Below are 26,823 nucleotides of genomic sequence, written 5' to 3'. Positions count from 1 at the left end.
TTTTATCCCTTCAAGTAATTAAGCAGTGCGGTGGAAACTTCAGAGATTTGCGCCGTGGGCACCTGCTCGTCCTTCTTATGCGCAAAGCCCGGGTCACCGGCACCGAAATTCACGGCCGGAATGCCCATCTCAGCAAAGCGCGAGACATCGGTCCAGCCGAACTTGGCGCGGACGTTACCACCGACGGCATCGACAAGCGCACGTGCCGCAGGCTGTCCCAAGCCAGGCAGGGCGGCACCAGCGGTGTCGTCGATCTCTATGGTGACGTCCTCATGCTTGCCGATGACCCCCTTCATGTACTCCAATGCCTCCTCCGTGCTGCGATCTGGGGCGAAGCGGAAGTTGACGAACATCCAGGCCTCGTCCGGCAAGGTATTGGTGGCTACGCCAGCCTCCAAGTGGACGATGTTCAGGCCCTCGCGGTAGGTGCAGCCATCGATGGTGACCTCGCGCGGCTCGTAGTCCGCAATGCGCGTCATGACGGGGGCGAGCTTGTGCGCGGCGTTGGAGCCCAGCCAGGCGCGGGCCGAGTGCGCGCGGGTGCCATGCGCCGTCACGCGCAGGCGAATCGTACCCTGGCAGCCGGCCTCGACCATAGCGCCGGAGGGCTCGCCGAGGAGCGCAAAATCGCCCTGCAACCACTCGGGATGATCCTTTTGCAAGTGGCCCAGCCCATTAAATTCAGTGGATACCTCTTCGCCCTCATAGGCGATGACGGTCAGGTCATGCTGGAGCTCTTCCGATTCATGCAGGTGAGCAAAGGCGTTGAGGTACACGGCCATGCCGGATTTCATGTCCACGGTGCCGCAGCCGAACATGATCTCGGCACCATCTTCGGCGGTGTCCATGCGATGCGGTACGTTATCTGCCAATGGAACGGTATCGATGTGGCCTGCAAGAACCACGCGGGAATCCATCCCGCGGTTCGTGCGCGCGCACACGGTATTGCCAAAGCGGGCAACCTCCACATCTAGACCACGCAGGGCTTCTTCCACCGCATCCGCGATGGCCTCCTCGTGGTGGGAGGGGCTTGGGATATCGACGAGCGCCTTGGTCACTTCAATGGGGTCGGCATATAGATCTAAAGTCACAAGCCGCCATGGTAGCGCCCCACTGGGTCCGTTGCATTGTGTAATGTTCACTTCACTGCAAAAAATAACCTCTCACAAGGTGGTAATTATGGCCGAAGCCACACAATTGAAATCGCGACACCTCACCATGATGGGCCTGGGCTCCGCGGTGGGTGCCGGTCTCTTCTTGGGCGTCGGATTGGGAATCCAAATCTCCGGCACCTCGGTGCTCATCTCTTATGCCGTCGCCGGCGTCCTCATCGCGCTCATCATGTGGATGCTCGGGGAAATCGCCGCGGCGCGTCCCTCCCTGGGTTCCTTTTCCACCTACGCCGGCCAGGCCTTCGGCCACTGGGCACGCTTTACCATGGGCTGGATCTACTGGTTCATGCTCATCATGGTCATGGGCGCAGAAATCACCGGCGCCGCCGCGATCATCGGCAGTTGGTTCGATATCGCCCCGTGGATTCCCGCGCTCATCGCGGTGGCCTTCTTCGCCATAGTGAATTTCGCCGCCGTGCGCGGTTTTGGTGAATTCGAGTTCTGGTTCGCCATCATCAAGGTCGCCGTCATCATCGCCTTCCTCGTCATCGGCATCCTCATGGCACTCGGCGTCCTGCCCGGCATGGATCTCTCCCGCGCTGGCACCAACTTCACCGATAACTTCCTACCCAATGGCATGCCCGGCTTCGCCGCGGGCCTGCTCGCCGTGGCGTTCGCCTTTGGCGGAATCGAGCTGGTGACCATCGCCGCCGCCGAGTCCGAGGATCCCGCCCGCAACGTGGCTACCGCAGTGCGCGCCATCATCGTGCGCATCATGATCTTCTACATCGGCTCCATCGTGGTCATCACCATGGCCCTGCCGTTTAGCCAGATCCAAGACGCCGATGCCGCCGCCGATTCGCCGTTTACCTTGGTGCTCGAGGCTGCCAAGATTCCATTCGCCGCCGGCTTCATGGAGGCCATCATCGCGCTGGCCCTCCTATCCGCCTTCAACGCGCAGATTTATGCCACCTCGCGCCTGGTCTTCGACATGGCCAAAGACCACTGCGCGCCCAAGTTCTTCCTCAAGACCAACCACTCCGGCTCCCCCATCAATGCGGTCATCTTGTCTATGATCTTCGCCTTCGCCTCGGTGGGACTCCAGTTCTGGAACCCGCCAGGACTGCTGGCCTTCCTCTTCAACGCCGTCGGCGGCTGCCTGTTAGTGGTCTGGGCCTTCATCGTCGCCTCCTTCCTCAAGCTGCACCCGCAGTTGAAGGCGAACGGCGAGCTCACGGACATCCGCGTGCCCGGATACCCCTGGTTGCCGTGGGCTACCGCCACCGCGCTGGCCGCGCTGACCATCTTCATGCTCTTTGACCCCTCCGCCCGCAACCAAGTCATCGCCGTCATCATCCTCTTTGCCGCGCTCGTCGCCTTGTCCTTCGTGGTTCCCGCGGGCAAGCGCGAACAAGTACGGCAGTAATTGCTAAGCTAGCCACCATGACTTCTGCATCCGCACGTGGCCTGGCAACCATTACCCACGACGGCACCGTCTTGGACGTATGGTTCCCAGCAGTTCATACCGATAAGCCAGTAGAGACCACCGGCACGACGCGCTTGGAAGAGACTCCGCAGCAGTTCTCCGCCCTCGTCGGGCCCGATGATGAGCGCGGCGTGGCCCGCGTGGCGGTGGAGACCACCATCGCTGACCTCGACGAGGCCCCTACTGATACCTACGACGCCTACCTGCGCCTCCACCTGCTCTCCCACCGCGAGGTAAAACCGCACGGCCTCAACATGGACGGCATCTTCCGCCACCTCAACAACGTGGTCTGGACCAACTACGGCCCCTGCGCCGTCTCCGATTTCCAGATGGTGCGCGGCCGCCTCGCCTCCCGTGGCCCCGTCGTGGTCTACTCCGTGGACAAGTTCCCCCGCATGGTGGACTACGTTGTTCCGTCCGGAGTGCGTATCGGTGACGCCGACCGCGTCCGCTTGGGTGCTCACCTGGCAGAGGGCACCACGGTCATGCACGAGGGCTTCGTCAACTTCAACGCCGGCACCCTGGGCGCTTCCATGGTGGAAGGCCGCATTTCCGCGGGCGTCGTCGTAGGCGATGGCTCCGATATCGGCGGCGGCGCCTCCATCATGGGCACCCTGTCCGGCGGCGGCAAGGAAGTTATTTCCATCGGCGAGCGCTGCCTGCTGGGCGCTAACTCGGGCATTGGCATTTCGCTTGGCGATGACGCCGTTGTCGAAGCCGGCCTCTACGTCACCGCCGGCACCAAGGTCGCCGTCTTTGGCAAGGTGGCTGAGGCCCTGGGCGTCGGCAATGGCGAAGCCGTCAAGGGCTCCCAACTCTCCGGCGCCTCCGGCCTGCTGCTGCGCCGCAATTCCGTCTCCGGTGCCGTCGAGGCCGTGGAGTGGAATGCCGAGGCTGTCGCGCTAAACGAGGACCTCCACAAGAATTAACGCCACCTCAATTCCGGCGCCCCGCGGCCGAGAAATACCATGGAGAAGTGTCTGATAACTCTTCTACCCTTGGTTCTGGCCTGAAGGTCCGCCACCTGACCATGATGGGGCTCGGCTCCACCATCGGCGCCGGTCTCTTCCTTGGCACGGGCGTTGGCATCTCCGCCGCCGGCCCAGCCGTAATCATCGCCTACGCGATCGCCGGCTTCCTCGCCATCCTCGTGATGCAAATGCTCGGGGAAATGGGAACCGTCATCCCCGCCTCCGGCTCCTTTTCCGAATACGCCGAACACGGCATCGGCCGCTGGGCAGGCTTTACCCAAGGGTGGATTTACTGGTGCGCCACCGTCGCCGTCCTCGGCGCCGAAATCACCGGGGCTGCAGGTTTCATCGGTTCGTGGTTCGACGTGCCGCCCTGGATACCCGCCGCCATCTGCGTCGCCGTCTTCGGCCTCGTCAATCTGCTGCGCGTGCGCACCTTCGGCGAATTTGAGTACTGGTTCGCGCTCATCAAGGTCGTCGTCATCATCGCCTTCCTCATCATCGGCGTCCTCCTCATCTTCGGCCTCCTGCCTGGCCACACCTTCGTGGGCACATCCGTCTTCCTTGCCGATGGCTTCATGCCCAACGGCCTCGGCGGCGTCGCCGCCGGCCTGCTCGCCGTAGCCTTCGCTTTCGGCGGCATCGAGGTCGTCGCCATCGCCTCCGCCGAATCCGAGGATCCCGAAAAATCCCTGGTCAACGCCGTGCGTTCCACTATCCTGCGCATCTCCGTGTTCTACCTGGGCTCTGTCCTCGTCATCACGTTCCTGCTTCCCTATTCGAGCCTGGACGCGGCTTCCACCGCTGCCGAATCGCCGTTTACCATGGTCCTCGACCGGGCCGGCATCCCCGGTGCCGCCGGCATCATGGAGGTCATCATCGTCCTCGCGCTGCTATCCGCCTTCAACGCCCAAATCTTCGCCTCATCCCGCATGATGCACTCGCTCGCCTCCCGCGGCGAGGCCCCACGCATCTTCGCCGCCACCAACACCGAGGGCGTGCCCACCACCGCCATCGCCCTGTCCGTGGTGCTCTCCGCCCTCATGGTCGTCCTCAACTACGCCGATACTGGTTGGTTGCTCACCTTCATGCTCAACGCCGCCGGCGCCTCCCTGCTCATCGTGTGGGTCTTCATCGCCGTCAGTCAGCTGCGCCTGCGCCGCCAACTCGAGGCCCTGCATCCCCTCCCCATCCGCATGTGGGCATTTCCCTACCTCACCTGGTTCGCCCTCGCCCTCTTCGCGGCCATCGCGGTGCTCATGCTTACCGATGCCACCGCCCGCACCCAGCTCCTATCCGCCGCCGCCATGTTCGCGGTGCTCGCCGTCGCGGGCGTGCTCAATTCCAAAGCTCGCGGCATCGACCCGACCTCCACGCTCCCTCTGACCTAGCTTTGCCTCCAGCCCACCATCACTGCCCTCACGCCCCATTACCCCGCCCTTCGCGCTCACCAGCGCTGGGCGGGGTACGGCGTTTTCACCTCCCGGTGAGCGCGACGGGTGTGGGGCCGCCCCTCGCGATCACGGGGAGGAGGAAATGGGCATCGGAAAGCGTGGGCGTGAGCACAAAGGGCGGGCTGGGACCACACTCGCCTTTCGCGCTCACCAGGGGACGCTCCAGCGCACCCAAGTGGCCGCCGGTGAGCGCGAAGGGTGGCATGGAGGGAGTTATCCACAGGGCAGCGGCGAGAATAGCGCGCGGGAACGCAAAATGGGACGGTTATCCACAGGCTAGCGAAATCCGTATGGACGGGGAGGCTGCCGCTTCTTTAGGTTGAAGCCATGGGGGCATGGACGACTGCGCAGTTGCGCGAGCAGGGGCTAGGCAAGGACACGATTCGGCGACGGGTGCGCGCGGGGAAGCTATTCCGCGTGCACCGGGGGATTTATACCGACGAGTGGTCCCCGCTGGCGGTGGCGAAGGCGCTGGTGCATGGGCTGAGCCGCATTCATTTTACGGGGAAGACCGCGCAAGAAATTCACCTCGACCGGCCGCTGACGTTTCCGCTGGAGGCGGAGGGCCCGCGCACGCTGCGGGGTAAGAATTTCCGGGTTTCGCATTCTCGCCTCAAGGCAACGAGCCTGGTCAAAGGGCTGCCGGTGGTGCAGGTTCTGTGGGCTGCTCGCAAGATTGCTAGGGCCTGTGGCCCGCTGCTGGAAGAGTTTTACCGCGGTGAAAAGGGGCCCGGCCGGCTGGACCGGGACCGCAAACGAATGGGCCGGACACCGCGCGCGTTGAAGGAGACGATTCGGCGCTCCGCCATCGGCGCGGATAGCCCGCCGGAGCGGAAAGTCAGCCGCGCGCTGCGCGCAGAAGGCATTTTCCCTGTTCACAACGCCCTGGTGTGTGGCTACCGGTTCGACCTATTGATGGGCAAGCTCATCGTGGAAATCGACGGCTGGACCTACCACAGCCACAGCATCGCGTTCCAGGCCGACCGCTCCAAACAGAACGCCGCGACCGCGCACGGGTACACGGTTTTGCGCTTTACTGCCGATGACGTCACACACCACCTTGACCAAGTCATCCTCCTCATCAAAGCCACCCGTGACCTGCTCAAAGGCCGCGAGCCAAAGCTTCCCACTTCCGCCACGCAGCCGTATTGGCTCTGGCATTTATGCGTTTAACCCTTGCCAGAATGTCAAGTTTCCTTTACATTAAGTGATGTAAACACGACAAGAGAGGTGATGAAGTGGCCGGACAACCCAACATGGTCCGCAAGTGGCGGCGCTGGCGCGAATGGTCGCAAGGCGAACTAGCAGAGCGCGTCGGCGTCTCCCGGCAAACTATCGCAAATATCGAACGCGGCAACTACTCCCCGTCCGTGCACCTCGCACTGGACATCTGCCGCGAGCTAGACAAAACAGTCGAGAAGATCTTTGGAGCTGAACAACATGATTAACGCCATCGCCAACATGTCCCTCAACCAAATCGAACGCGCCTCCACCGACGAGTTCGAGCGCGACATCCTCACCAAGGCCTCCGCCATCACCCTGACTCCAATCACCTTCCTCGAGCTCATCGTCGCCGCCATCCTCGCGTGGTCCCTCCCCGGCCGCCTCAGCCTCCTCGCCCTTCTCGCCATCATCCCCTCCATCGCCGGCACCTCCCTCAGCGCCGCCTGGATGCGCAGGCACATCGCCACCCCAACGGTCCGCTCCAATTGGACCTTAACCGCCCTCTACCTCATCCCGATGTTTATCTGCTTCGCCGGCATCGCCTACCGCGCCTTCGCGCCTTCCGATGCCGCCCCCTACCTCATCGGCGCCACCGTAGGTGCCATCACGGTCATCCTCATCTCCCCCGCGCTCCGGCGTAAGCAAAACCGCCGGGACCAGTCCCGCCTCGACGCCACCCTCGAGGACTAGCCCCCACCTCCCACCTTCAGGCACACCCCACCACCACCCGCCCTTCGCGCTCACCGCGGACGGCGGGTGGTCTTCGTTTGCTACTCCCCGTGAGCGCGGAGGGGTCCCTGCGTCAGCGGCTCCCGGCCTCCCTACCCTTGACGCTCACGGGGACGTGGCTTCGCTGCCTGTTTCCTTTGCCGGTGAGCGCGAAGGGCGAACACTCCCGTGGCGCTCACCGAATAGGCATGGCGTCGATGAAAAGTACCCCAGCGTGAGCACGAAGGGGTGGGGGTCGCGCCAGTACTTGCTTGGCGATGCCCCTCCCCGTCCTTGCCGCTCACCGGCAGCATAAAATGACCCCAGCCGCCCACGCTGGTGAGCGCGAAGGGCGGGGCCGGGGTGAACGGCGAGAGCCGCTAGGTCGGGAGCGGCCCCGCCAAGGCGCAGAGCGGGGGCGGTTACGGGTGAACTAAGGGCAGGTAGCTAAACCGGCGCAACCTCGTCGACGACGACCGGATTATTCGGCTTGGAGCGGAACGTCCAGAGCTTGTTGATGATGAAGTTGATGGGCATCGCCACGACGATGGAAATGGCCTGCGCCCAATAGGACTTGGTGCGCAATCCGGTGGAGTTATCGAAGACATCGGTTGGCAGGCCCACGGGCGAATTGGGGTTCATGAGCAGCGTCAGGATGACCTGGCTGACGATAAACGCCCCGATTCCCGCCAAAAGGAACGGGAAGAAACCGCGAATCCAAGAAACCTTGGATACGGTACGGAAGGTCCACATGCGGTTGAGCTGGTAGTTCCAGGTATTGGCTACGAGGAAAGAAATGGTGGCAAAGACGTGGTACCAGCGGATGTGGAATGCAGAACCAAAGAGGTTCATGAAGGGATCCTCGGCAAAGATATCCGCCGCACCAAAAAGCTTCTGCGCAAGAAAGTACACGAAAAGGTTGACCGCGGTGCCAGAGCCGCCGACAAGACCGAACTTGAGGAATTGCCCAAAACTGGACGCAAAGCGCGCAACGCTGAGGTCTGCCATGGGCCGCCTTTCTTGCCGGAGATTAGTAATTACCTGATTGTAGTTCCTAAGCCCCGCGAACTGAAAAACTGACGCTCCGAATGTGATGAAGGATCTATAAAAGATATAGTTTCATGCAGCAAGTAAAGCGGGCGGGAAAAGTCGTAGAGGTCGAGCGGGCGCGGCTTGGGATAGGTGTTATCACCAATAAGCGGATGCCCAAGATGATTCAGCAGCACCCGCAGCTGGTGCGTATGCCCAGTCCGCGGCCACATGGTCACCTCTCGCCCGGCAGCGCGAACATACGTCGAGGTAGGCGTGCCTTCATCAGCCACGCGCACCTGCCTGCCGCCCCGCGGCTTGTACATGGGCAGCTGGATTTCCTCATCAAGGAAAAGCGGCTGCTTGACGATGCCCCTATACCTCTTCACCGCCCTCCCCTCCAGGAAAATGCGCTGGTAGGCGGCCCGGGTGGCGGGATTGCGCGAGCAGATGACGAGGCCGGCGGTGAGGCGGTCAAGGCGGTGAAGCGGCACGATTTCGTCTTCGCCGAAGTCCACGCGCAGGCGGGTTTGCAGGGTCTCGCGCTGCAAGCGACCATTCGTGGTGGTGGGAAGAAAGTGCGGTTTATCGGCAACGATGATGTCTTCATCCGCGTGGACTACGCAGTAGTCAAAGGGAATCGGCTCCTCCGGCGGAACGGAGAGGTGATACCACGCGGGAACCGGCCGGGGAAGAGCCGCACCCGCGGGAAGGAGCGTTCCCTCCGGAAAGGGCGAATCGCCCGCGCGGGCGGCCCAGTATTCGCCTTCTAGCGGAACGCGTTCGCGCAGGACCACCTTGCGGGGAGAAATCCCCTCCCGCGCAGGCGGGCGAAACGCGCGAGGCGAGTTAGGCACTAGCGAGGCGCTCGACGGCGGCGCGCACCCGCTCGTCGGTGCCGTTTAAGCCAATGCGCACGTGTTGTGCACCCGAGGGGCCATAAAAATCGCCAGGTGCGGCGAGGATGCCCAAGGAAGCCAACCAGTCGATGGTCTCGCGGCAGTCTTCACCGCGGGTGGCCCAGAGGTACAGGCCGGCATCGGAGTGGTCGATGGTAAAGCCAGCCTTGATAAGCGCCTGCATTAATTCGGCGCGGCGCGCGGCGTAGCGCTGGCGCTGGAGGGCTTCGGTGGGGTCATCGTCAAGCGCGGCAACCATCGCCGCCTGAATCGGACCGGGCACGATGAGCCCGGCGTGCTTGCGCAGCTCCAAGAGCTCCGCAATGAGGTCGTTATCGCCGGCGAAGAATCCGGCGCGGTAGGAGGCCATATTCGCGGACTTGGACAGCGAATGCATGGCAATGAGGCCGGTATTATCGCCGTCGGTCACGCGCGGATCCAGGATGGATACCGGCGGGTTGTCATCGTTCCAGCCCAAGCCCATGTAGCACTCATCGGAGGCGATGATGGCGCCCGTCGAGCGGGCCCAAGCCACGATGCGGCGCAGCTCCTCTACCCCAGCTACGCGGCCGGTGGGGTTGGACGGGGAGTTGATGAATACCAGGGAGGCGTCCTGAAAGTCGTCGTCGGCGCGCAGTGGCGTAGCCCCAGCGAGGAGGGCGCCGACCTCGTAGGTGGGATAGGCCACCGAGGGAAAGGCGACGGTCTCGCCGCGCATGCCCAACAGGGTGGGCAGCCACGCAATGGCCTCCTTCGTGCCCACTACGGGCAGGACGCGATCCACGTCCATATGGTAGCGGCGCCGGAGGGCGGAGGCGATGGCTTCGCGCAGCTCGGGTGTGCCCTGCGTTTGCGGGTAGCCGGGGGCCTCGGCGGCAGAGGACAGCGCCAGCTGCACGCCGGGGGCGACCGGATCTACGGGGTTGCCCACCGAAAGGTCAACGATTCCATCTGGATGCGCCTGGGCCTTCTTTTTGGCGCCAGCCAGCGAGTTCCAGGGAAAATCCGGAAGCGATTGTCCTAGCGGTGTGCGGGCCATGATTTACTCCTGATTCTGTGGGGGCAGCGCGGCTACCATTGACGCGTCGAAATCTTGCGGGCCGAGGGCTGCCGCTCCACCGGGAGAGCCCAAGTCATCGAAGAATGCTGCGTTGGCATCGTTGTAATCGATCCACTCATCGGGAACGTCATCCTCGTAGAAGATGGCTTCTACCGGGCATGCGGGCTCGCACGCGCCACAGTCCACGCACTCATCTGGGTGGATGTAGAGCATGCGCTTGCCTTCGTAAATGCAATCGACGGGGCATTCCTCAACACAGCCGCGGTCCATTACATCAACGCAAGGTTGAGCGATTGTATAAGTCATGGAGAATCCTTGAATCTTCCTGATTTCGTGGGTTTGGGGATGAAATATAGTATGTCACTTCTGCTTTAGGAAAGGCCAAACGCCGCCGCCGATTCCGGCCAAAAGCAGGAGCAAGCTGAGAATATTATTGCCCACGATGACATCACCGGTAATCGGGACCAGCAGCATAAGCGCGAAAAATCCCAGGCCCCAGACGATGGTGGGGATGGCCGCGATGTAAGTACGATCACTCCACAGCCGCGCGGTGCGGGTTAGCACCACATTGAATGCGGCGGCGATGAGGATGGTGATGGGAAACGCTATGCTCGCACCATCAGCCAGCGGGATCCGTGCGGTGAGGTAAATGACCTCTAAAAACAGCGATAGCAGGGCGCCGAGAGAAAGCCAGATAAGGCCTGTGACCTGCTCGCCGCGGCTAAAATCAGTGCGCATTACAGATCCCCTAGGAGGTCGGTTGCGGGCTCGCCCCTGCCGAGTTGGAAGTATTCGGCACGCAGCAAGGGCATGAGCAATCTATTGGACAGGCAGTAGGCCCCGGGCACCGCTGCTGGGTCGTGGACGGCGGCCACGGCGGCCTCGGGGTTGGTGGCGGTGGTGCTGCCATCGGCCAGCCAGATTTGCGTGGCGTGGGCGCGCATGGCGGCGCGTTTGGCGTGGAGGGCGGCATCGTCAAGCGCGAAGGTCAGATCCGCGCCGGCGGTGGTGAAATTATCTAGGTACGCGGCATCAGGTTTGCGCCAGCCCGCGGGCGCGTCGAGGGTCTCCAGGCCGGCGTAATTAGCGGCGCGGTCAAAGATCGCCCACCAGATGCGCGTGCTTGCCGATGCCGCCTTCTCTACCACCCTATGCACCGCCACGTGGTCCGGGTGGTTATATCCGCCATCTGGCCCATAGGTCAAGATGGCGTGCGGCTGGAGTGCCTCTAATTCCGCGCGGAGCAGATCTACTGCCTCGTCCAAGCGATTGACCAGCGCGCGGGGGTTGTCATGAGAGGGCGATCCCACCATGCCGGAATCGTGGAAGTGGCCGAATCCGCCCAGCTGTATTCCTTCTACTCCTAGGGCGGAGAGGGCGCAGGCCAATTCACGGGCGCGGAAGCCACCGAGCTGATGGTGCTCGGCCAGGCCTTGATAGGGCGCACCGATGACCTCGCCGTCCTCACCAAGGGTAAGGGTGATGACCGTGACCTGTGCGCCGCGCGCGGCCAGGGTCGCGAGGGTCCCGCCGGTAAAAAGCGTCTCATCATCAGGGTGCGCGTGCACCGCAACAACGCGGTAGCCCACCAAGTCCTTAGTCCTCATCTTTCCTCCAAACCGGCGCTGTGACCAGACCTTTATCCCAATCATCAATACTTTGGCCGGGGCCTACAATACCCTCCCCCAGCGCGTGCACACGCGTTTCATCTAAGAGCGGGACGTATAACACGTCCTGGGCATTGATCTCACGGATTCGGCCCAACGCGGTGGAGGGGCTGATTTTTCCGGAGAGAATGTCCATGCGCGTCTCGGCGGCATTATCGGGGCAGAACCCGGAGAGATCGCCTGCGAGCGGCTGGTCTTCGGCGCAATTGAAGATACTCGCCGCAGAAAGCGAGGTTAAGGTGGTATCCTCCCAGGTCACCACCGCATCCACTTTGCCTTCAGGAAGCAGCTTTGAGGTAATGGTGGTAAGCCTGTCGGTGGTGACCTCGGCGGGGATGCCGTGGGCTTCGAGGACATCGTACAGCGTATTTGCCGCAGCCAAAGCCGTGGGGCTGGTCGGATCGACGGCGAAGCGGATGGGTTTCTTGCTGGCGCGCTCGCGCAGGGCAGTCAGGTTTGCCTCCCCGGAGACCGGGTTATGCCCGGCCTTCAGGTTGGAGGCGCGGCCGGTGGCGAGCCGGGCAACCTGCCCGGTATCGATAAGCGAGGCCAGACCGCGCCGCGCGGCCGCATCCTCCAACGCACCCTGCTCGGTGGACATGTGCAAACGCAGCTGGCGCGGGCGGGTGACCGTCTTATCGCTCACGTGCCCCAGCAGGCCGAGCGCTTCCTGCGAGGTTTGATCCGGGGTAAAGTCCGCGAACCCAATCTGGCCGGAGCGCAGCATATTTAGCGCCTGCGTGCTATCGCGTACCTCGCGCAGCTGGACGACATCGATGTGGGCGGGGTCAGCGCCCCAAAAGCGGTCATTGCGGTTGAGCGTGATCACCCCGCGGCTGCGGTCCACGCTATCGACCGAGAAGCGGCCGGCGGAGGCGGGGATGTCATTGGCCAGCACCGAATCAAAATCGGAATTTTGCAGCAGGTGTGAGGGAAGGAGCTGGTTGAATAGCTGCTTCCAATCCTTAACCCGCTCTGCAAAATCCACCGTGACCACGCGCCCGCCATCGGATGTGGTCACCGCGGAAATGGCGCGGTAGCCCGCTGGGTCTTTAACTCCTGCGGTCGTGGTCATCTTCTTCCACAAGTAGCTGAAATCCGCGCCGGAAATCGGGGTGCCGTCGGACCACTGCGCGGGAGAGGCAATAACATAGCGCACCCGCTGGGCCACGTCCTCCGGTGCGGTGACCTCCGTGGCAGATTCCAGGACGTCCGTATCCATGCGGCCCCAGTGGAATGTCGAGGGCAAAACCAGCTCCGCGATTTGATCCACGAGCTCGGAGTTATTGGCCACCAAGTGTGGGTTAAGGCCAGCGCGCAGGGGATCGACCCCGATGGAAATGGTGGGCCGAGACTCGTCTTCCTCCGCGCGCGGCGGACCATCGTCCGTCGCGGCCGTGGTTGATTCCGTTTCTTGGGCGGTAGCTTCCTGGTCGTCCGAGTCTTCTACCACCGGCGGTGGGCCAGGATTGGCCGAACACCCGCTGACAAACGCGAGGCCGATGACGGCAGTGGCAGCAAGTGCACGGGCCTTGAGACTATTTTTCATCGCGGACTACTTTAGTACCTTCTTTCCGCCACACGAAGATTCTGCGCGCTAAACTCGGACAAAATCACTGTTGAAGGAATTACCCCACCATGCTTATCTGCCAAGAAATGTTCCTCCTGCTGACGAAGGACAACGGTAAAAAGGAGGCAGTGACCAATAACGAGACCGCCTTGAGCGCCGGCCTTTTTAGCGATTTACTCATGCATGACGCGGTTGGCATAAGTGCAAAGAATAAGGTGCACGCCACGGATAAAAAGCCAGAGCACCCAGTGCTTGCTTGGGCGTGGGATGGCCTGCACGAGCACCGGACCAGCTCGGTCAAGACATTGCTACAGGCGAGGTGGTTCTCCCCGCGCGAGAAGATTGCCCAGGATTTTCAGGACCGCGGCCAATTGAAAATTGAGGATTCCTCGTGGTGGCAGCTGGGAGGCGATCGCTACATCATGACGGATACGGCGCTAGAAGATGAGGTGCGCGAGAGGCTCGCCGCGGTGCTTGACGGCACCCAAAACCCAAGCACCAAAGACATGATTATCTTGGATATTCTGCGCGAGGTTAATGGGGCCTATCCCCTGCTCAAGGAGGACGCGCCCGAAATGAAACGCCGAGAGATGCGCAACCGCATCAAAGAATTAAAGCAACAGGTGGATTACGACGATGCCGCCGCCTCTGCGGTAAAAACCATACTGCAGGAGACGACGGCGATTATCACGGCGGTTGCGGCATCAACCGCAGCCACGACTTAGACCGAGGGCAGATTACTTCTTCATCTGCTTAGCGCGGGAGGCGGCGCGCTTGCGGTCGGTGGCGGAAAGCTCGAGCTTGCGCACGCGCAGCACGTCTGGAGCAACCTCGACGCACTCGTCGTTGCCACAGAATTCCAGCGCTTCTTCCAGCGAGAGCGTGTGGGCCTTGGCCAGGGTGACCGTGGCGTCTGCGGTGGCAGAGCGCATATTGGTCAGCTTCTTTTCCTTGGTGATGTTGATGTCAATATCCTCATCGCGGTTATTGGCACCCACCACCATGCCTTCGTAGGCCTCAGCACCTGGCTCGACGAAGAAGTTGCCGCGGTCAGCCAGCTGCATCAGTGCGTACTGGGTGATCTGGCCGGTGCGGTCAGCCACCAAGGAGCCGGTTGCGCGGGACTTGATTTCGCCGACCCAGACATCGATGCCATCGGAGATGGAGTTGGCGATGCCGGCGCCACGGGTTTCGGTCATGAACTGGGTACGGAAGCCGATGAGGCCACGGGCGGGAACGCGGAAGATCATGCGCACCCAGTCGCCCTCGCGCACGTCCATGGACTGCATCTGGCCCTTGCGGGAAGCCAGCAGCTGGGTGATGGCACCCTGGTGCTCCGACGGGGAGTCGATGGTGAGGATCTCATAAGGCTCGTAGGTCTTGCCATCGATCTGCTGGGTAACAACCTGCGGCTTACCGATGGTCAGCTCGAAGCCCTCGCGGCGCATGGACTCGATAAGCACGGACAGAGCCATCTCGCCGCGACCCTGAACCTCCCAGGTATCGGGGCGCTCGGTGGGCAGCACGCGCAGGGAGACGTTACCGATAAGCTCCTGCTCCAAGCGGGCCTTGACCATGCGGGCGGTCAACTTGGTGCCGCCGCCGCGGCCTGCCATCGGCGAGGTGTTCACACCGATGGTCATGGAGATGGCCGGCTCGTCAACGGTGATGCGCGGCAGTGCCTCTGGGTTTTCTGGATCAGCGATGGTGTCACCAATCATGACATCGGAAATACCAGAGATGGCGACGATATCGCCGGCGATGGCCTCTTCGGCCGGCTGGCGCTCGAAACCGACGGTGCGCAGCAGCTCGGCGACCTTAACGGTCTTGGTGTGCTGGTTCCCCTCATCATCGTAGTGGATCCAGGCCACCTGCTGGCCCTTCTTGATGCGGCCGGCGTAGATGCGCAGCAGCGCGATACGGCCGAGGAAGTCGGAGGCGTCAAGGTTGGTCACGTGCGCCTGCAGCGGGGCATCGACGGTAGCGGAAGGCTCTGGCAGGACGTTGTAGATGACATCGAAAAGCGCCTGCAAGTCCTTGCTATCGGGGACGTTGCCGTCGCCCGGGTTCTCGGTGGAGGCAACGCCGGCGCGGCCGGAGGCGTACAGAACCGGGAGATCGAGCAGCTCTTCAGCGGCGGCTGCGGCTTCCTCGTCCTCGAGGCCAGCTGCGATTTCCAGCAGCAGGTCCTGGGACTCGGTGACAACCTCGTCGATGCGGGCATCGGGGCGGTCGGTCTTGTTCACGCAGACGATGACCGGCAGTTTGGCCTCTAGCGCCTTGGTCAGGACGAAACGGGTCTGTGGGAGGGGGCCCTCAGAGGCATCGACAAGCAGCACGACGCCGTCCACCATGGAAATGCCGCGCTCGACCTCGCCGCCGAAGTCGGCGTGGCCCGGGGTGTCGATGACGTTAATGATGAGGTCTGCGCCGTCTTTGCCCAGACCCTGGCGGCGGATGGCCGTGTTCTTGGCCAAAATGGTAATGCCGCGCTCGCGCTCCTGATCGTTGGAGTCCATGACGCGGTCCGTGTGCTCACCGTGTTCGCCAAAGGCACCGGACTGCTCCAGCATGCCGTTGACCAACGTGGTCTTGCCATGGTCAACGTGCGCGACAATGGCAACATTACGGAACTCGGTATTACTCACTAGTTGGGTTCTCCTTCGGAGGATCTACAAGCGCTGGTGCGCGAGAAATGTTCTTGAACGACGTCCTACGATACCCCCTAACAGGGCATAGTGCAGCATTGGGGAGCCAGGACGCGACCTATGCCACCCCGTAACGTCTCGCGTGCCTGAAACGACCTAGTACTTGACACTTCCCAGCGGATCACTATCGTTACTAGAGTTATTACTGTTACTGCTGTGACCGATGAGGTTATACTTCTTTCCCTGCGAGACAATAAGGACCTGATACCGTGAGCCACGCCCACACTTCTTGGCGCCTAAGCGGGCGCACCGGCTACATCGCCGCTGCCACCGCCGCGCTTATTGGCCTTGCCTCTCCCCTGGTTGCGCCCGCGCAGGCCTTCGCCCCGGACCTCTCCTCACTGGCACAGCAGCACATGCCCGCCAGCCCCTTAGATGAGCTCGGCCGCCCCACCCCGGAGACCCAGGACCGCGTGCGCGCCTTTGCCGCGCAGCCGTGGATCCCTGAAGACGCCCGCAATGCGATCTTGTCTGCCTTGGACTTCTTTGCTGGCACCGGCGATGGAGATGGCGGCGTTCCGATGCCGCAGGGCGATAACCCGCACTTCCGGCAATTTTATTGGCCTACCGTCTCCGCGCACTGCATCGGCGGCACCAACGCCGCCACCGGCTCTGCCATCGCGGTACCTGGCCCTACGGAAATTCCCGCCCCCGGCGCCGGCGAGGGCGAGACCGCCTTCCTCTTTACCGCCTTGGGCACCCCACCGGCAGCACCAGACCAAGGAGGAATGAACGTGCAGTGGTTTAATATCAATACCCTGCAAAGCGGCATTACCCCGCTGCACAATAACGGCATCAACCAGGATGGGCCCACGACGCTGTCTGGCACGGCCCACACCGGCAAGGGCCTGGTCGTTGCGCTGCTCTCCGGTTCCGTTAATACCACCGAGGCGCGATGCGATTTCGCCCCCACCGCCGCCTTCCTAGAGGTGAAGTAATGGCCGTTGATCTCCACCCAGTCAAGCGGGAGACTTTTAATACTGCGGACTTCACCAATACCGATCCCAAGGGCTACCTGCGCCAAGTCGATACCTACACTGAAACCGAGTTCGGCCTGTACATGGCGCGCGGCGCCGATCACCCGCGTTTTGGCTACCTCGAATCCTGGCTGCTGCCAAGCCTCAACCTGCGCGCAAATATTTTTCACTTCCGCACCGGCATTGAGGTAGAGCAGGACTTTTATATCGACGTCGCAGAAATCCAGCGCCAGGGCAACGAATGGACCACCCGCGATCTCTACGTTGATCTGGTGACCACCACCGGCGAGCCCATCACCGTCCTCGACATCGACGAGCTCTCCGCGGCGACGTCTGCCGGCCTCATTTCCGCCGAGGACGCCGAGCTCGCCATCGACACCACCCTGAACGCGGTCGAGGGAATTACCCGCCACGGCGACGATGCGATGGCCTGGCTTGCCCACCACGGCATAGACTTGTCTTGGTCAGACAACATAACTTTAGCCCCCGAAGGATAAGCCATGGCCGGTGGCCTTTTTGCCCTGCTTGACGATGTCGCCTTAATTGCCCGCGCCGCCGCCTCCAGCGTCGACGATGTGGCCGCCTTAGGCGGCAAGACATCCATGAAGGCCCTCGGCGTCGTCGTCGATGATGCCGCAGTAACCCCGCAATACGTCGAGGGCATCAAACCGCAGCGCGAGCTGCCGATGATCTGGCGCATCACCAAGGGCTCGCTTATCAACAAGCTCGTCATCATCCTGCCGATTGCGATGATCCTGTCTTGGATCGCGCCGTGGGCGCTCACGCCCATCTTGATGTGTGGCGGTACCTATTTGTGCTTCGAAGGCGCGGAAAAGATCCTCTCTTTCTTCCACTCCAGCCCAAGCGATGCCACCGATACCGTCCAGCACAAGGGCCCCGAGGCCGAAGATAGCCTGGTGAAATCCGCCATCACCACCGATCTCATCCTGTCTGCTGAGATCATGGTGATTTCCTTAAATGAGGTCATCGATCAGCCCTTCTGGCTGCGCCTTGGCGCGCTCATCGCCGTCGGCGTCATCTTGACCTTGGGCGTCTACGGCGCCGTGGGATTGCTGGTCAAGATGGATGACATCGGCCTGGCCTTAACCCGGCGCCGCGATGGCAATTCCCTGCTAGGCAATGCCTTGGTCAAGGGCATGCCCATCGTGCTGGATATCATCGGCATCATCGGCACCGCCGCCATGCTGTGGGTAGGCGGGCATATCGTCACCACAGGCCTGCATGAATTCGGAGTAGACCAGCCACATGGGTTTATCGAGGCCGCCACTGAACACATCCACAATGGCGCGCTGAGCTGGCTGGCCGAAACCGGCCTGTCCATGGTGTGCGGGCTCATCCTCGGCCTCGTCATCGCCAGCATCGTCATGGCCGTCAAAGCCTCAACCGGCTCGCCGTCTGCCACCTCAGAAGCGCAACACTAAATTACATAAACAGCATGAGCGATACTGCCATAATGGCCATGCCGGCGATAAGGCCGTAGATGGCGTAGTGGTGCTCGCCGGTTTCTTCCGCGGTGGGAAGCAGCTCATCGAGGGAAATAAACACCATGATTCCTGCCACGGCGGCAAAGCTAATGCCCATGGTGGCCGGCCCCAATACCGGCATGAGCAGGCCAAATCCGATGAGCGCGCCGAGCGGTTCAGCCAGCCCTGAAAGAGTGGCCCACCAGAAGCCCTTCTTGCGCGATCCGGTCGCCTCCCGCAGTGGCACCGCGACGGCGATGCCTTCCGGGATATTGTGGATGGCAATCGCCACGGCCACCGGCACCGCAATCTCCTTAGACTCCAGGCCTGATAAGAAGGTGGCAAAGCCCTCCGGAAAATTGTGCAGGCCCAGCGCTACCGCAGTAAATACGCCCGTCTTCATCAACCTGCCGCGCCGGGCATCTTCTTCGGTCGTGCCCGGTTCGTGCGGGTTGATTTCTTCTGGCACCATTCGGTCAATAATCGCGATGACCGCAATACCGGCGAAGAAGGCGCCTACCGCGGCCCAGGTACCGGATTTCTCGCTTCCGAGGGCATCGCTAAGCTGCTCTGTGCCCTCCGGCAGGATTTCCATGAAGGAGACATAAAGCATCACACCCGCCGAAAGGCCCAGGGCCGCAGCCATAAATGCGGGCCCTGGCTGGCGCTTTCCCACAGCCAGCGCTCCGCCGATGGAGGTGGACAGGCCTGACAGCAGGACCAGGCCGAAGGCGAAGGCGAACGTGGACAAGGTCATAGTCTGTGACTGTACCTGACAATAATTATCAAGCCTTAATGAGCTGGCGGGGTCTGCGTATCGTCTTCGGCGGAGCCAGATACGAACTCACCATCGGCCACCGAAGGATCATCATCCACGTAGCGGCCGGCTTCGTAGTCATATCCGATGGCATGGCCTTCCTCATCGGTGCGCGCGTACCACTCGGTGACCTCCGCGGCAGTGGAGTTAAACTTGCCACCGGTAGCATAATCAGAATCATCATCGGTGGGTTCGACAGTAAGGGCAAAGTTGTCACCGTATTCGCGCACACCGTGGATAACGGCATTAGAGACAGCTTCTTCCGCATAATAATCGCGGATCGCTGCAGGATCATGTCGCAATTCCCGTACGAGGGCAATGCACATGAGCACGATAATGACGGCGAACGGCAGGGCCGTGACGGTGATCAAGTTTTGCAAGCCTTGCAGCGCATTTTTGCCGCCAGCTAATAGGATCACAACGGCAATGCCGGCCATGCAAATAACCCAGAAAATCGTTACCAGAGGCTTCGGCTGGGGATTGCCGCGCTGTGTCAGTTGGGAATTGACGATGGACGCAGAGTCGGCCGTGGTGATGAAAAATACCACGAGCATGAGGATGACAATCGGAGCCATCCATTCTGATCCGGGAAAGTGATCCAAAACGGTAAAGAACATATCTTCTGCTGCAGGCATGGAATCGATAGTGCCGTCTGGGGCAATATCGCCATCGCGGCGCTGCAGCCAAATGGTGGTACCGCCCAAGATGGTGAAGGCACAGACAATGATGGCAGATGGAATTAATAACACGCCGAGAACAAATTGCCGGATGGTGCGCCCGCGGGAAATTTTGGCCACGAATACGCCAACGAATGGTGACCATGACACCCACCATGCCCAGTAAAAAGTAGTCCAAGACGACAAAAAGGACACCATGTCTTCGCTCTGGCCCATGTTCGCGGAGAGCATATTGGGCATTTCACCGAGGTATTCGACGATGACGGCGGGCAGCATATTCGCTAGGAAGGCTGTGGGGCCGATGACAAAGAAAAAGAGGGCGAGTGCCAATGCCAATACCAAATTGATATTGGACAGCCACCGAATTCCCTTCGCCACACCGGATACGGCGGAAAAGATGGTGCCGATAGAAAGCACAACGATGATAATGAGCGCCGCGGTATTTCCGGCGGTGGACCATCCGCTGACGATCTCCACTCCGCGGCCAATTTGCAGGGCGCCGATACCCAGAGTGGCTGCAGTGCCAAAGAGCGTTGCGATAATCGCTAAGCCATCAATGATTCGCGCCGGTGCGGAATCCGTAGATCGATTGCCAAAAAGCGGCATTAAGATGGAGCTCATCAGCGGTACACGACCACGGCGGAAGGAGACGTACGCTACGCAGAGCCCGACGATGGCGTAGATAGCCCAAGCATTAATCCCCCAGTGCATGGCGGCTTGGGCCATAGCCCCCATGACAGCGTCATCACTTGCGGCTTCATAGGCGCCTGGCCGCGGTGAAAGATAGTAGCTCAGGGGCTCAAAAGGTCCGAAGAAAATGATGCCGATGCCGATCCCCGCACCAAAAAGCATGGCCGCCCAGCTAAGAGTGGAGAACTCTGGCTTTTCCCCATCGACGCCGAGTGGAATCTTGCCGTACTTTGAAAACGCCAAGATGAGCAGCAAAAACATCAAGCATGTTGCCAGGGCAGTAAAGATCCACCCGAGGTTGCGCATAACCCAATCCAAGGCAGCGGAAGAAGAATCAAACACCTGCTCTGGAGCAAGGACTCCCCACAGCACAAAGGCGACGATGAGCCCACCCACGACGCTCAGGATGGTCTTATCCACCCCATATTTAATCTTTTGATCTTCAACAGACACGCCAGGAACGAGGGCCGGATGGATATTGTGCGGGTACGTAATTTCCCGGAGGATACGCTTGGCCCCGCGCACACGCTTGCGGCTTTCTGCTGTGTTATTCACCCCGTCATCCGGATTTGTTCCGGGCTGAGGTGTGGATGTAGAAGAGATAGCACCTGCTCCTATTCGTTTATGCAAAAATCAACTACCGAGAGGTGCCTATACACTAACCAAATCTCGCGGAAATTACCGGATGAGGATGCCATTACCCCCACATGCGTAAAATAAATAGCATCCTTCATGCCAGCATTTAACCTTCGAGGTGACCTTATACCCATGATGGCTTATCCGCTTCCTACCAGCTACTTCGGTGTTGAACACGTCGTGATTTTGGAGCACGTCATCGCCGGCACGGCGCTCAGCATCCCTGGCGTGGGTACTCAGCCCGCGCTTATCGATGTCTCTTTAGAGCCCGATACCTACTCCAACGGCTGGCGGGTGCGCTCGGAGTTTGGCTTCATCGGGTTTCTCGATGAGGTAGAGGCAGCCGAATACCCGGACCTAGACCGGTTGAAGGCATCGCAAGCCACCCCGCAGACAGTAGCCACGGTCGGCATTGTTGACGGCGAACTCGAGGTTGCCGTCTCCCTCGGGCTGTGGCCGTGGATGGTGCCAGTCAATGACCAGCCCGCCGAATCGGCGCTGCTCGCTGGAGGCCACGGCGCGGTCGTTGATACTGCGGCGGGCGATATGCCTGATTCGCAGCTATCTCACCTTGAAACGCAGCAGTTCCTTGTCACGCTTAAGGTCATCGATGATGCCGTCGTGGCCGCCTGCGGCGATACTGTGCTCGGCCCGTGTGGCGCGTTGAGCCAGTTGCCTGGCCTGCGCACCGCGTATGCGGCGGCGCAAGAAGCCGGTACTGTGTTGGCCGCCCGCGCGTATAGCGGCGGCGGGATGATCGCGGTCGATATCCCCGCCGCGGATTCCCCAGATAGCGAATTATTCTCCCCGGCGGTACCACCCCTGAGGGTGCCGTCCGGACGCACCGCGCTTCCTAGTGCCACTACATCCCGCCAGGCCACCCCAGCCCCGACCGAGGAGTGGGAGTTCGCGCTGGAGTCCGCTGACATCGCCGGTGATCTTCCCGCCGGCTCGCGGCGCCCGGTCAGCCCCAATACCGACGCGACCACAACGACCACAGATTCTGCAGAATCCTCGCCCGCGACGCCCAGCGCTGCCGCAGAGGACGGCGCTGCCCCAGAGGACGGTGCTGCCCAAGGGGACAGCACCAAGAAAGACAAAGAGGCACCTACTTCCCCACCCGCGCCTCGAGCCCGCGACAACGATGAGGCCGCGGCACCGCCTGCTAGCAGTGGCTTGGCTGACTTGGTCTCGTCCATGCCGGGCTCACAAAACCTGAGCTGGCGCGCACTTCCCGTCGCGGAGGAACCGGGCCGCTTTTCTTCCGAATCCGCCCGCGTGCGTGCCCGGCGCGTGGCGCGCGAACAGTCCCGCCCGCGCGGCGGAAACCACCGCAAATAGGTCGGCCACCTCTGCTTAGCGCAGGGTGCGCTTGCTGCCCTCGCCGCGGCGGGTAATGCCGTGGGCATCGAGATATTCCAGCAGCGGGATGGCCACCCGGCGGGTGGTCCCCAGCGCCTGCCGCGCGGCGGACAGGGTGAAGGGCTGCTCGAGTTCTACTAGGAGCTCCCGCGCTTTGCCCGACGCGCCTGGTAAGAGGATGATGCCGTCTTTCAGGCGTAGCAGGCGCCCGGCGCGCTCGGCGGCGGCCAGTTCTTTTTCGCTCAGCCCCAGCTCTTTAAGTTCGTGCGCCTCTGGTGCCGCGAAGGGATCTTTATTTAACCTGCGCTCCAGCTCAGTCACGGCGGGCTCGGCGGCGCCGAGATCCACGCTGTGGCCGGGCAGGCGGATAAGCCCTTCGGATTCCTCCGCGTGCGCGGCGGCTACTGCTAGGCGCAGCAGCCCTTCTTCCTTGAGATCCAAGGCATCGAGTGCCGCCTTGCGCGGCATGCCGGGTGCGAGCGGATTAGCCGCAGCGTGTTCCTGCAGCGCGGTAGTCAGAGCTTCTTTCCAGCGCGTTACCTGGCTGGCGGCAATCCACCACTGGTGGAAGTTAATGATGCCCGTCGGCGTAGCGTCGGTGTCATAACCATCGAGTGCCAGGTCCGCGCGCCGGGCATAGCCCACGCGCTGCAGGTAGGAGAAAGGATTGCGAAAGGAGCTTAGCTCAGCCAGTGCGTTAGCCCGCTTGCGGGCGGCACCGCGGCGGTCGAGCTCCGGCGGGCGCACGTCGATGACCTCTACGCCGGCGCTGACATGGCGGCCGCCGGGGCTGCGGATCACTAGGCGGTCCAGGATGACCAGCGGCAGAGCGCGCGATAGGCGCAGGCGGGCAAAGCCCGCTGACAGCGGCCGCAGGTGCGCTTCTATCCCGGCGGTACCGCAGTGGACCACGAGGTTATCGGGCAGTTCATCAAGCGCGGTGCCAAAAGTGCGGTGGACGTCCACGGTATCGACGCCGCGCCACGCATCGGGGCTCAGCAGCAGGTCACCGCGGTGGATATCGGCGGCATCGACCCCGCGCAGGTTGACCGCGGCGCGGGTGACGGGGCCCAAGGATTCCTGCGCGGTATTTTCGCTGTGCAGACCACGGATCTCCACACGCTTGTCCCCTGCCGCGGTGGATAGCACCAGGGTGTCGCCGGTGCGCAGCGTGCCAGCACTCAGGGTCCCGGTCACCACGGTTCCCGCGCCCTTGACGCTAAAGGCGCGGTCGATCCACAGGCGCACCGGGGCGTCTGTGTCGGGTGCGGGCACGCGGGCGACCAAGTCATCGAGCGCCCCGCCCAGTTCCGCTAGGCCCTCGCCGGTGTGGGAGGAGACGGGGATAATGGGGGAATCGGCAAGCGGCGTGGCAGAAAACTGCGTGCGCACTTGGGCGGTGACCTCCGCGCGGCGCTTTTCATCGGCGCGGTCACTGCGGGTCAGGGCGATAATGCCGTGCTCGATGCCCAGCGCGTGCAGCGCATCGCGGTGATCGGTGGATTGGGCCTGCCAGCCCTCGTCCGCGGCAACCACGAAGAGCACCACGGAGGCGGGCCCCACCCCGGCGAGCATATTGCCAAAGAACTTTTCGTGGCCGGGGACATCGACAAAGGCCACGTCCGCACCGGAAGGCAGCGACGTCCACACAAAGCCTAAGTCAATGGTCAGCCCGCGGCGCTTTTCCTCGGCCCACCTATCCGGATCCATGTCCGTTAAGGCGCGCACCAGGCTGGACTTGCCGTGATCGACGTGGCCGGCGGTCGCGATGACGTACACCTACATCACCGCCCGGATAGCCGCGATGAGCACCTCGTCCTGAGCTTCAGGCACGCAGCGCACGTCAATGAGACAGCGGCCTTGGTGCTGGCGCGCCACCACCGGCGGGGTGTGCCGTCGCAGCTTTGGCGCAAGTTCCTCCGGCAGGGATACCGCGACGCCGGGCAACGGGTACTCGGGGGCTCCTCCCCCGCCCACGCGACCAGCGTGGTCAACAACCTCGCCACCCACCGCCGCGGCGATGGCCTCGGTGCGCGCGCGGTGGCGCGCCGGGTCAAGGTGGAGGGCCTGCTGCACCGCATTGGCGGGCGTCGTGATAGCCGCCTCCAGGGCATTAAGCCGCAGCTTATCAATGCGCACCGACCGCGCCAACGGGTGCTTTTTCACCGCCGCAATCGCGTCCTTAGTGCCCAACAGGATCCCGGCCTGCGGCCCACCCAAAAGCTTATCGCCAGAAGCGATGACGATATCCGCCCCGGCCTTCAGCTGCGCGTGAATATCGGGCTCGTCTGGCAGCACCGGATCGTGGGTGAGCAAGCCCGAGCCGAGATCCACGATGAGGTGTGTACCCTGCTTCTTCGCCAGCTGCGCCAGCTCGCCCACACCCACCGACGAGCTAAACCCCTCTATCCGAAAATTGGACGGGTGCACCTTCAAAATCGCACCGGTCTCCTCCCCCAGCGCGCCTTCATAATCGTGCAGGTGCGTCCGGTTGGTCGCACCCACCTCGCGCAGGCGCGTCGCGGTGGATTCAATAAGCTCCGGCAGGCGGAACCCCGCGCCGATTTCTATCAGCTCGCCACGCGAGATGATGACCTCTTTGTCCGGGGCCAGCGCGGCCGTGGCCAGCAATAAGGCCGCCGCACCGTTATTGACCACCAGCGCGTCCTCCGCGCCGGGGCAGGCCGCCAAAAGCGCCTGGGTGGCACCGGCACCGCGCCGGGACGAGCGCCGCCCGGTGTCTAGGTCCATTTCCACGTCGGTATATCCGGCCGCGTCCTGCAACGCGTCGATCGCGGCTGCGGGCAGCGGGGCGCGGCCCAAGTTCGTATGGATAATCACGCCGGTGGCGTTGATGACCGGCTGCAAGGAATGGGTGCTGTGGTCTGCCAGCCTTTGCACTATTTCTTCCTCCACGCCGGCAACGGGCACCTCCCCGCGGCGGGCGGCGGAGAGCACGCCTTGAATCGTGGCGCGGATGGCGTGTTCGGCGAGTGTCTGCCGCGCGCTTTCTACCACGGGGAGCCGCAAGAGCTCATCCATGCGGGGTAAATTCCGGCGGGGATCACGGGCATTATTCGCGGGGCGACCAGCGTTATGGCTCGGCACTCGTTTTCCTCCTTGCACGCTTTTGGCGGAGACGGACAGGAATCGAACCTGCCAGACCGAGATGCTCGGCCTCACCGGTTTTGAAGACCGGGGAGCCCACCAGGACACGTACGCCTCCGCCTGGCTACTTTACAGACCCCGCGCGCACCCCACCGCGCCCGCCCCACCACTTTCCGGCGGGTAAAATGACCAGCATGACGGAGCAGATTAACTTAACCTCTTTCGCCGCCGGTGGCGGCTGCGCCTGCAAGATTCCCGCCGGGGAATTGGAATCGGCGGTAGAAGGGCTCATCGGCAAGGCCGATCCCAATGTCTTGGTCGGCCTCGACGATGGCGATGACGCCGCAGCGGTCAAGATCGACAACGGCCTCGCCGTGATTTCCACCGCGGACTTTTTCACCCCCATGGTCAATGATCCCTATACCTGGGGCCAGATTGCCGCCGCCAATGCGCTTTCTGATGTCTACGCCATGGGTGGCACCCCCATTACCGCCATCAACCTCGTGGGCTGGCCCAATGAGAAGCTCGGCCTGGACGTCCTGCGCGAGGTGCTGCGCGGCGGCATGGATAAGGCCACCGAGGCGGGCATTTCCATTACCGGCGGCCACTCTATTACCGCCCCGGAACCGTTGTACGGCATGGCGGCGACGGGCATCGGCGATCCCGAAAAACTCATGCGCAACGATGCCGCCGAGGCCGGCCTGCCCATTACGCTGACCAAGCCCATCGGCGTGGGCATTTTGAATAATAAGCACAAGGCCACCGGCGAGGTATCCCAGGCCGCCATTCATTCCATGACCGCGCTCAACCGCCAGGCCGCCCAGGACGCCGTTGCCGCCGGTGCGCGAGCGGCCACCGATGTCACTGGGTTCGGGCTGCTGGGACACCTGTACAAGATGTGCCGCGCTTCTGGCGTATCGGCTGAGCTGGACTTTTCTGCGATCCCCACCGTGGACGGTGCCACCGACGCCCTCGCGGAGGGCTTCATTCCGGGCGGATCGCGCCGCAACCTGGATTGGGTGCGCCCACACCTGCAGCCCTCCTCCCTTACGGAGGAAGAGCTAGTGCTGCTTGCCGATGCCCAAACCTCCGGTGGCCTCCTCATCATCGGCGAGGTCCCGGGCTACCCCGTTATTGGCCGCACGACACCGCTTTCTAACGATTCCTACATCACCATTTCCTAA

The 26,823-nt window shown here is 62.2% G+C and carries 25 protein-coding genes and 1 tRNA gene; 12 read left to right on the top strand and 14 right to left on the bottom strand.

The genetic code is table 11. From position 1 onward, the window contains the following. Positions 1-2 precede the first annotated feature (2 nt). Positions 3-1,091 (bottom strand): succinyl-diaminopimelate desuccinylase, encoded by a 1,089-nt coding sequence (gene dapE / locus HMPREF1257_RS05020; protein ID WP_023026269.1) that lies wholly within the window; start codon positions 1,089-1,091, stop codon positions 3-5. Positions 1,092-1,179: 88 nt separating this feature from the next. On the opposite strand from dapE, the gene HMPREF1257_RS05015 reads away from it, so the two are divergent. The 6 genes from HMPREF1257_RS05015 to HMPREF1257_RS04990 all read left to right on the top strand — a co-directional run bounded on the left by HMPREF1257_RS05015 (position 1,180) and on the right by HMPREF1257_RS04990 (position 6,937). Then, positions 1,180-2,538: an amino acid permease gene (locus HMPREF1257_RS05015; protein WP_023026267.1), complete on the top strand. Its 1,359-nt coding sequence runs from the start codon at positions 1,180-1,182 to the stop codon at positions 2,536-2,538. Positions 2,539-2,555: 17 nt separating this feature from the next. After that, positions 2,556-3,527, top strand: a complete 972-nt coding sequence (gene dapD / locus HMPREF1257_RS05010) for a 2,3,4,5-tetrahydropyridine-2,6-dicarboxylate N-succinyltransferase (RefSeq protein WP_023026265.1) — start codon at positions 2,556-2,558, stop codon at positions 3,525-3,527. A gap of 101 nt (positions 3,528-3,628) precedes the next feature. After that, entirely contained in the window at positions 3,629-4,960 is a 1,332-nt protein-coding gene (locus tag HMPREF1257_RS05005; RefSeq protein WP_369707597.1) for an amino acid permease, read from the top strand. 390 nt (positions 4,961-5,350) lie between these two features. Next, the gene (locus HMPREF1257_RS05000) at positions 5,351-6,196 is read left to right on the top strand and encodes a type IV toxin-antitoxin system AbiEi family antitoxin domain-containing protein (protein WP_023026258.1); all 846 of its coding nucleotides are present in this window, start codon (positions 5,351-5,353) and stop codon (positions 6,194-6,196) included. A 65-nt stretch (positions 6,197-6,261) separates the two neighbouring features. Beyond that, positions 6,262-6,471 carry a helix-turn-helix transcriptional regulator gene (locus HMPREF1257_RS04995; protein ID WP_023026256.1) on the top strand — a complete coding sequence of 70 codons (210 nt, stop codon included), beginning with the start codon at positions 6,262-6,264 and terminating at the stop codon, positions 6,469-6,471. Continuing rightward, positions 6,464-6,937, top strand: a complete 474-nt coding sequence (locus HMPREF1257_RS04990; RefSeq protein ID WP_023026254.1) for a hypothetical protein — start codon at positions 6,464-6,466, stop codon at positions 6,935-6,937. The genes HMPREF1257_RS04995 and HMPREF1257_RS04990 overlap by 8 nt, the downstream gene beginning before the upstream one ends. A 465-nt stretch (positions 6,938-7,402) precedes the next feature. Here HMPREF1257_RS04990 and HMPREF1257_RS04985 read toward each other — a convergent pair whose 3' ends face one another. Genes HMPREF1257_RS04985 through HMPREF1257_RS04955 form a run of 7 tightly spaced genes read right to left on the bottom strand, consistent with a single transcriptional unit; the run spans position 7,403 to position 13,159 of the window. After that, positions 7,403-7,963: a GtrA family protein gene (locus HMPREF1257_RS04985; RefSeq protein WP_023026252.1), complete on the bottom strand. Its 561-nt coding sequence runs from the start codon at positions 7,961-7,963 to the stop codon at positions 7,403-7,405. Positions 7,964-7,992: 29 nt separating this feature from the next. Then, positions 7,993-8,781 (bottom strand): pseudouridine synthase, encoded by a 789-nt coding sequence (locus HMPREF1257_RS04980; protein ID WP_051138380.1) that lies wholly within the window; start codon positions 8,779-8,781, stop codon positions 7,993-7,995. Between the two features lie 52 nt (positions 8,782-8,833). Next, positions 8,834-9,922, bottom strand: a complete 1,089-nt coding sequence (gene dapC, locus HMPREF1257_RS04975) for a succinyldiaminopimelate transaminase (protein ID WP_005282219.1) — start codon at positions 9,920-9,922, stop codon at positions 8,834-8,836. A gap of 3 nt (positions 9,923-9,925) precedes the next feature. Further along, positions 9,926-10,249 (bottom strand): ferredoxin, encoded by a 324-nt coding sequence (gene fdxA, locus HMPREF1257_RS04970; protein WP_023017724.1) that lies wholly within the window; start codon positions 10,247-10,249, stop codon positions 9,926-9,928. Positions 10,250-10,303: 54 nt separating this feature from the next. Beyond that, the gene (locus HMPREF1257_RS04965; protein ID WP_023026247.1) at positions 10,304-10,681 is read right to left on the bottom strand and encodes a hypothetical protein; all 378 of its coding nucleotides are present in this window, start codon (positions 10,679-10,681) and stop codon (positions 10,304-10,306) included. Then, on the bottom strand, positions 10,681-11,550 hold the full coding sequence (locus tag HMPREF1257_RS04960) for a PIG-L family deacetylase (RefSeq protein WP_023026245.1): 870 nt from the start codon (positions 11,548-11,550) through the stop codon (positions 10,681-10,683). The genes HMPREF1257_RS04965 and HMPREF1257_RS04960 overlap by 1 nt, the downstream gene beginning before the upstream one ends. Continuing rightward, entirely contained in the window at positions 11,540-13,159 is a 1,620-nt protein-coding gene (locus tag HMPREF1257_RS04955; RefSeq protein ID WP_023026243.1) for an ABC transporter family substrate-binding protein, read from the bottom strand. Before HMPREF1257_RS04955 ends, HMPREF1257_RS04960 begins: the two co-directional genes overlap by 11 nt. 89 nt (positions 13,160-13,248) lie before the next feature. On the opposite strand from HMPREF1257_RS04955, the gene HMPREF1257_RS04950 reads away from it, so the two are divergent. Then, positions 13,249-13,905, top strand: coding sequence for a GPP34 family phosphoprotein (locus HMPREF1257_RS04950; RefSeq protein WP_023026241.1), 657 nt, complete (start codon positions 13,249-13,251; stop codon positions 13,903-13,905). A gap of 12 nt (positions 13,906-13,917) precedes the next feature. Here HMPREF1257_RS04950 and typA read toward each other — a convergent pair whose 3' ends face one another. Then, positions 13,918-15,828 (bottom strand): translational GTPase TypA, encoded by a 1,911-nt coding sequence (typA, locus tag HMPREF1257_RS04945; protein ID WP_023026239.1) that lies wholly within the window; start codon positions 15,826-15,828, stop codon positions 13,918-13,920. 269 nt (positions 15,829-16,097) lie between these two features. Here typA and HMPREF1257_RS04940 point away from each other — a divergent pair, with 269 nt between their 5' ends. The 3 genes from HMPREF1257_RS04940 to HMPREF1257_RS04930 are packed head-to-tail and all read left to right on the top strand — an operon-like array spanning position 16,098 to position 18,307. After that, positions 16,098-16,826 carry a hypothetical protein gene (locus HMPREF1257_RS04940; protein ID WP_023026237.1) on the top strand — a complete coding sequence of 243 codons (729 nt, stop codon included), beginning with the start codon at positions 16,098-16,100 and terminating at the stop codon, positions 16,824-16,826. Then, a complete protein-coding gene (locus tag HMPREF1257_RS04935; RefSeq protein ID WP_023026235.1) occupies positions 16,826-17,362 on the top strand; it encodes a DUF402 domain-containing protein in 537 nt (178 codons plus the stop codon). Before HMPREF1257_RS04940 ends, HMPREF1257_RS04935 begins: the two co-directional genes overlap by 1 nt. Before the next feature lie 3 nt (positions 17,363-17,365). Then, on the top strand, positions 17,366-18,307 hold the full coding sequence (locus HMPREF1257_RS04930) for a DUF808 domain-containing protein (RefSeq protein WP_023026233.1): 942 nt from the start codon (positions 17,366-17,368) through the stop codon (positions 18,305-18,307). 1 nt (position 18,308) lies between these two features. Here the strand turns inward: HMPREF1257_RS04930 and zupT are convergent, their stop codons facing one another. Next, positions 18,309-19,106 carry a zinc transporter ZupT gene (gene zupT, locus HMPREF1257_RS04925; RefSeq protein ID WP_023026231.1) on the bottom strand — a complete coding sequence of 266 codons (798 nt, stop codon included), beginning with the start codon at positions 19,104-19,106 and terminating at the stop codon, positions 18,309-18,311. Positions 19,107-19,141: 35 nt separating this feature from the next. After that, the gene (locus HMPREF1257_RS04920; protein ID WP_023026229.1) at positions 19,142-21,088 is read right to left on the bottom strand and encodes a BCCT family transporter; all 1,947 of its coding nucleotides are present in this window, start codon (positions 21,086-21,088) and stop codon (positions 19,142-19,144) included. 213 nt (positions 21,089-21,301) lie between these two features. Here HMPREF1257_RS04920 and HMPREF1257_RS04915 point away from each other — a divergent pair, with 213 nt between their 5' ends. Beyond that, positions 21,302-22,510 carry a hypothetical protein gene (locus tag HMPREF1257_RS04915; RefSeq protein WP_023026227.1) on the top strand — a complete coding sequence of 403 codons (1,209 nt, stop codon included), beginning with the start codon at positions 21,302-21,304 and terminating at the stop codon, positions 22,508-22,510. Between the two features lie 15 nt (positions 22,511-22,525). Here the strand turns inward: HMPREF1257_RS04915 and selB are convergent, their stop codons facing one another. The 3 genes from selB to HMPREF1257_RS04900 all read right to left on the bottom strand — a co-directional run bounded on the left by selB (position 22,526) and on the right by HMPREF1257_RS04900 (position 25,757). Next, positions 22,526-24,310 (bottom strand): selenocysteine-specific translation elongation factor, encoded by a 1,785-nt coding sequence (gene selB, locus HMPREF1257_RS04910; RefSeq protein ID WP_023026225.1) that lies wholly within the window; start codon positions 24,308-24,310, stop codon positions 22,526-22,528. Continuing rightward, complete coding sequence (gene selA, locus HMPREF1257_RS04905) at positions 24,311-25,639, bottom strand: L-seryl-tRNA(Sec) selenium transferase (protein WP_023026223.1); 1,329 nt, start codon at positions 25,637-25,639, stop codon at positions 24,311-24,313. Between the two features lie 23 nt (positions 25,640-25,662). Further along, positions 25,663-25,757 (bottom strand) — tRNA-Sec (locus HMPREF1257_RS04900). A 76-nt stretch (positions 25,758-25,833) separates the two neighbouring features. Here HMPREF1257_RS04900 and selD point away from each other — a divergent pair. Continuing rightward, positions 25,834-26,823 (top strand): selenide, water dikinase SelD, encoded by a 990-nt coding sequence (gene selD, locus HMPREF1257_RS04895; protein ID WP_023026220.1) that lies wholly within the window; start codon positions 25,834-25,836, stop codon positions 26,821-26,823.

This window comes from Corynebacterium sp. KPL1814 (genome assembly GCF_000478175.1).
Lineage (GTDB): Bacteria > Actinomycetota > Actinomycetes > Mycobacteriales > Mycobacteriaceae > Corynebacterium.
The sequence above is the reverse complement of the archived record's forward strand: the minus strand, read 5'-3'. Positions and strand labels throughout refer to the sequence as shown.

Bases quoted from the DNA above. Each gene is read 5' to 3' on its own strand.
- HMPREF1257_RS05015 (WP_023026267.1), top strand. From the start codon at position 1,180: ATGGCCGAAGCCACACAATTGAAATCGCGACACCTCACCATGATGGGC.
- dapD (WP_023026265.1), top strand. From the start codon at position 2,556: ATGACTTCTGCATCCGCACGTGGCCTGGCAACCATTACCCACGACGGC.
- HMPREF1257_RS05005 (WP_369707597.1), top strand. From the start codon at position 3,629: ATGATGGGGCTCGGCTCCACCATCGGCGCCGGTCTCTTCCTTGGCACG.
- HMPREF1257_RS05000 (WP_023026258.1), top strand. From the start codon at position 5,351: ATGGGGGCATGGACGACTGCGCAGTTGCGCGAGCAGGGGCTAGGCAAG.
- HMPREF1257_RS04990 (WP_023026254.1), top strand. From the start codon at position 6,464: ATGATTAACGCCATCGCCAACATGTCCCTCAACCAAATCGAACGCGCC.
- HMPREF1257_RS04985 (WP_023026252.1), bottom strand. From the start codon at position 7,963: ATGGCAGACCTCAGCGTTGCGCGCTTTGCGTCCAGTTTTGGGCAATTC.
- dapC (WP_005282219.1), bottom strand. From the start codon at position 9,922: ATGGCCCGCACACCGCTAGGACAATCGCTTCCGGATTTTCCCTGGAAC.
- fdxA (WP_023017724.1), bottom strand. From the start codon at position 10,249: ATGACTTATACAATCGCTCAACCTTGCGTTGATGTAATGGACCGCGGC.
- HMPREF1257_RS04965 (WP_023026247.1), bottom strand. From the start codon at position 10,681: ATGCGCACTGATTTTAGCCGCGGCGAGCAGGTCACAGGCCTTATCTGG.
- HMPREF1257_RS04960 (WP_023026245.1), bottom strand. From the start codon at position 11,550: ATGAGGACTAAGGACTTGGTGGGCTACCGCGTTGTTGCGGTGCACGCG.
- HMPREF1257_RS04955 (WP_023026243.1), bottom strand. From the start codon at position 13,159: ATGAAAAATAGTCTCAAGGCCCGTGCACTTGCTGCCACTGCCGTCATC.
- HMPREF1257_RS04950 (WP_023026241.1), top strand. From the start codon at position 13,249: ATGCTTATCTGCCAAGAAATGTTCCTCCTGCTGACGAAGGACAACGGT.
- HMPREF1257_RS04935 (WP_023026235.1), top strand. From the start codon at position 16,826: ATGGCCGTTGATCTCCACCCAGTCAAGCGGGAGACTTTTAATACTGCG.
- HMPREF1257_RS04930 (WP_023026233.1), top strand. From the start codon at position 17,366: ATGGCCGGTGGCCTTTTTGCCCTGCTTGACGATGTCGCCTTAATTGCC.
- zupT (WP_023026231.1), bottom strand. From the start codon at position 19,106: ATGACCTTGTCCACGTTCGCCTTCGCCTTCGGCCTGGTCCTGCTGTCA.
- HMPREF1257_RS04915 (WP_023026227.1), top strand. From the start codon at position 21,302: ATGATGGCTTATCCGCTTCCTACCAGCTACTTCGGTGTTGAACACGTC.
- selD (WP_023026220.1), top strand. From the start codon at position 25,834: ATGACGGAGCAGATTAACTTAACCTCTTTCGCCGCCGGTGGCGGCTGC.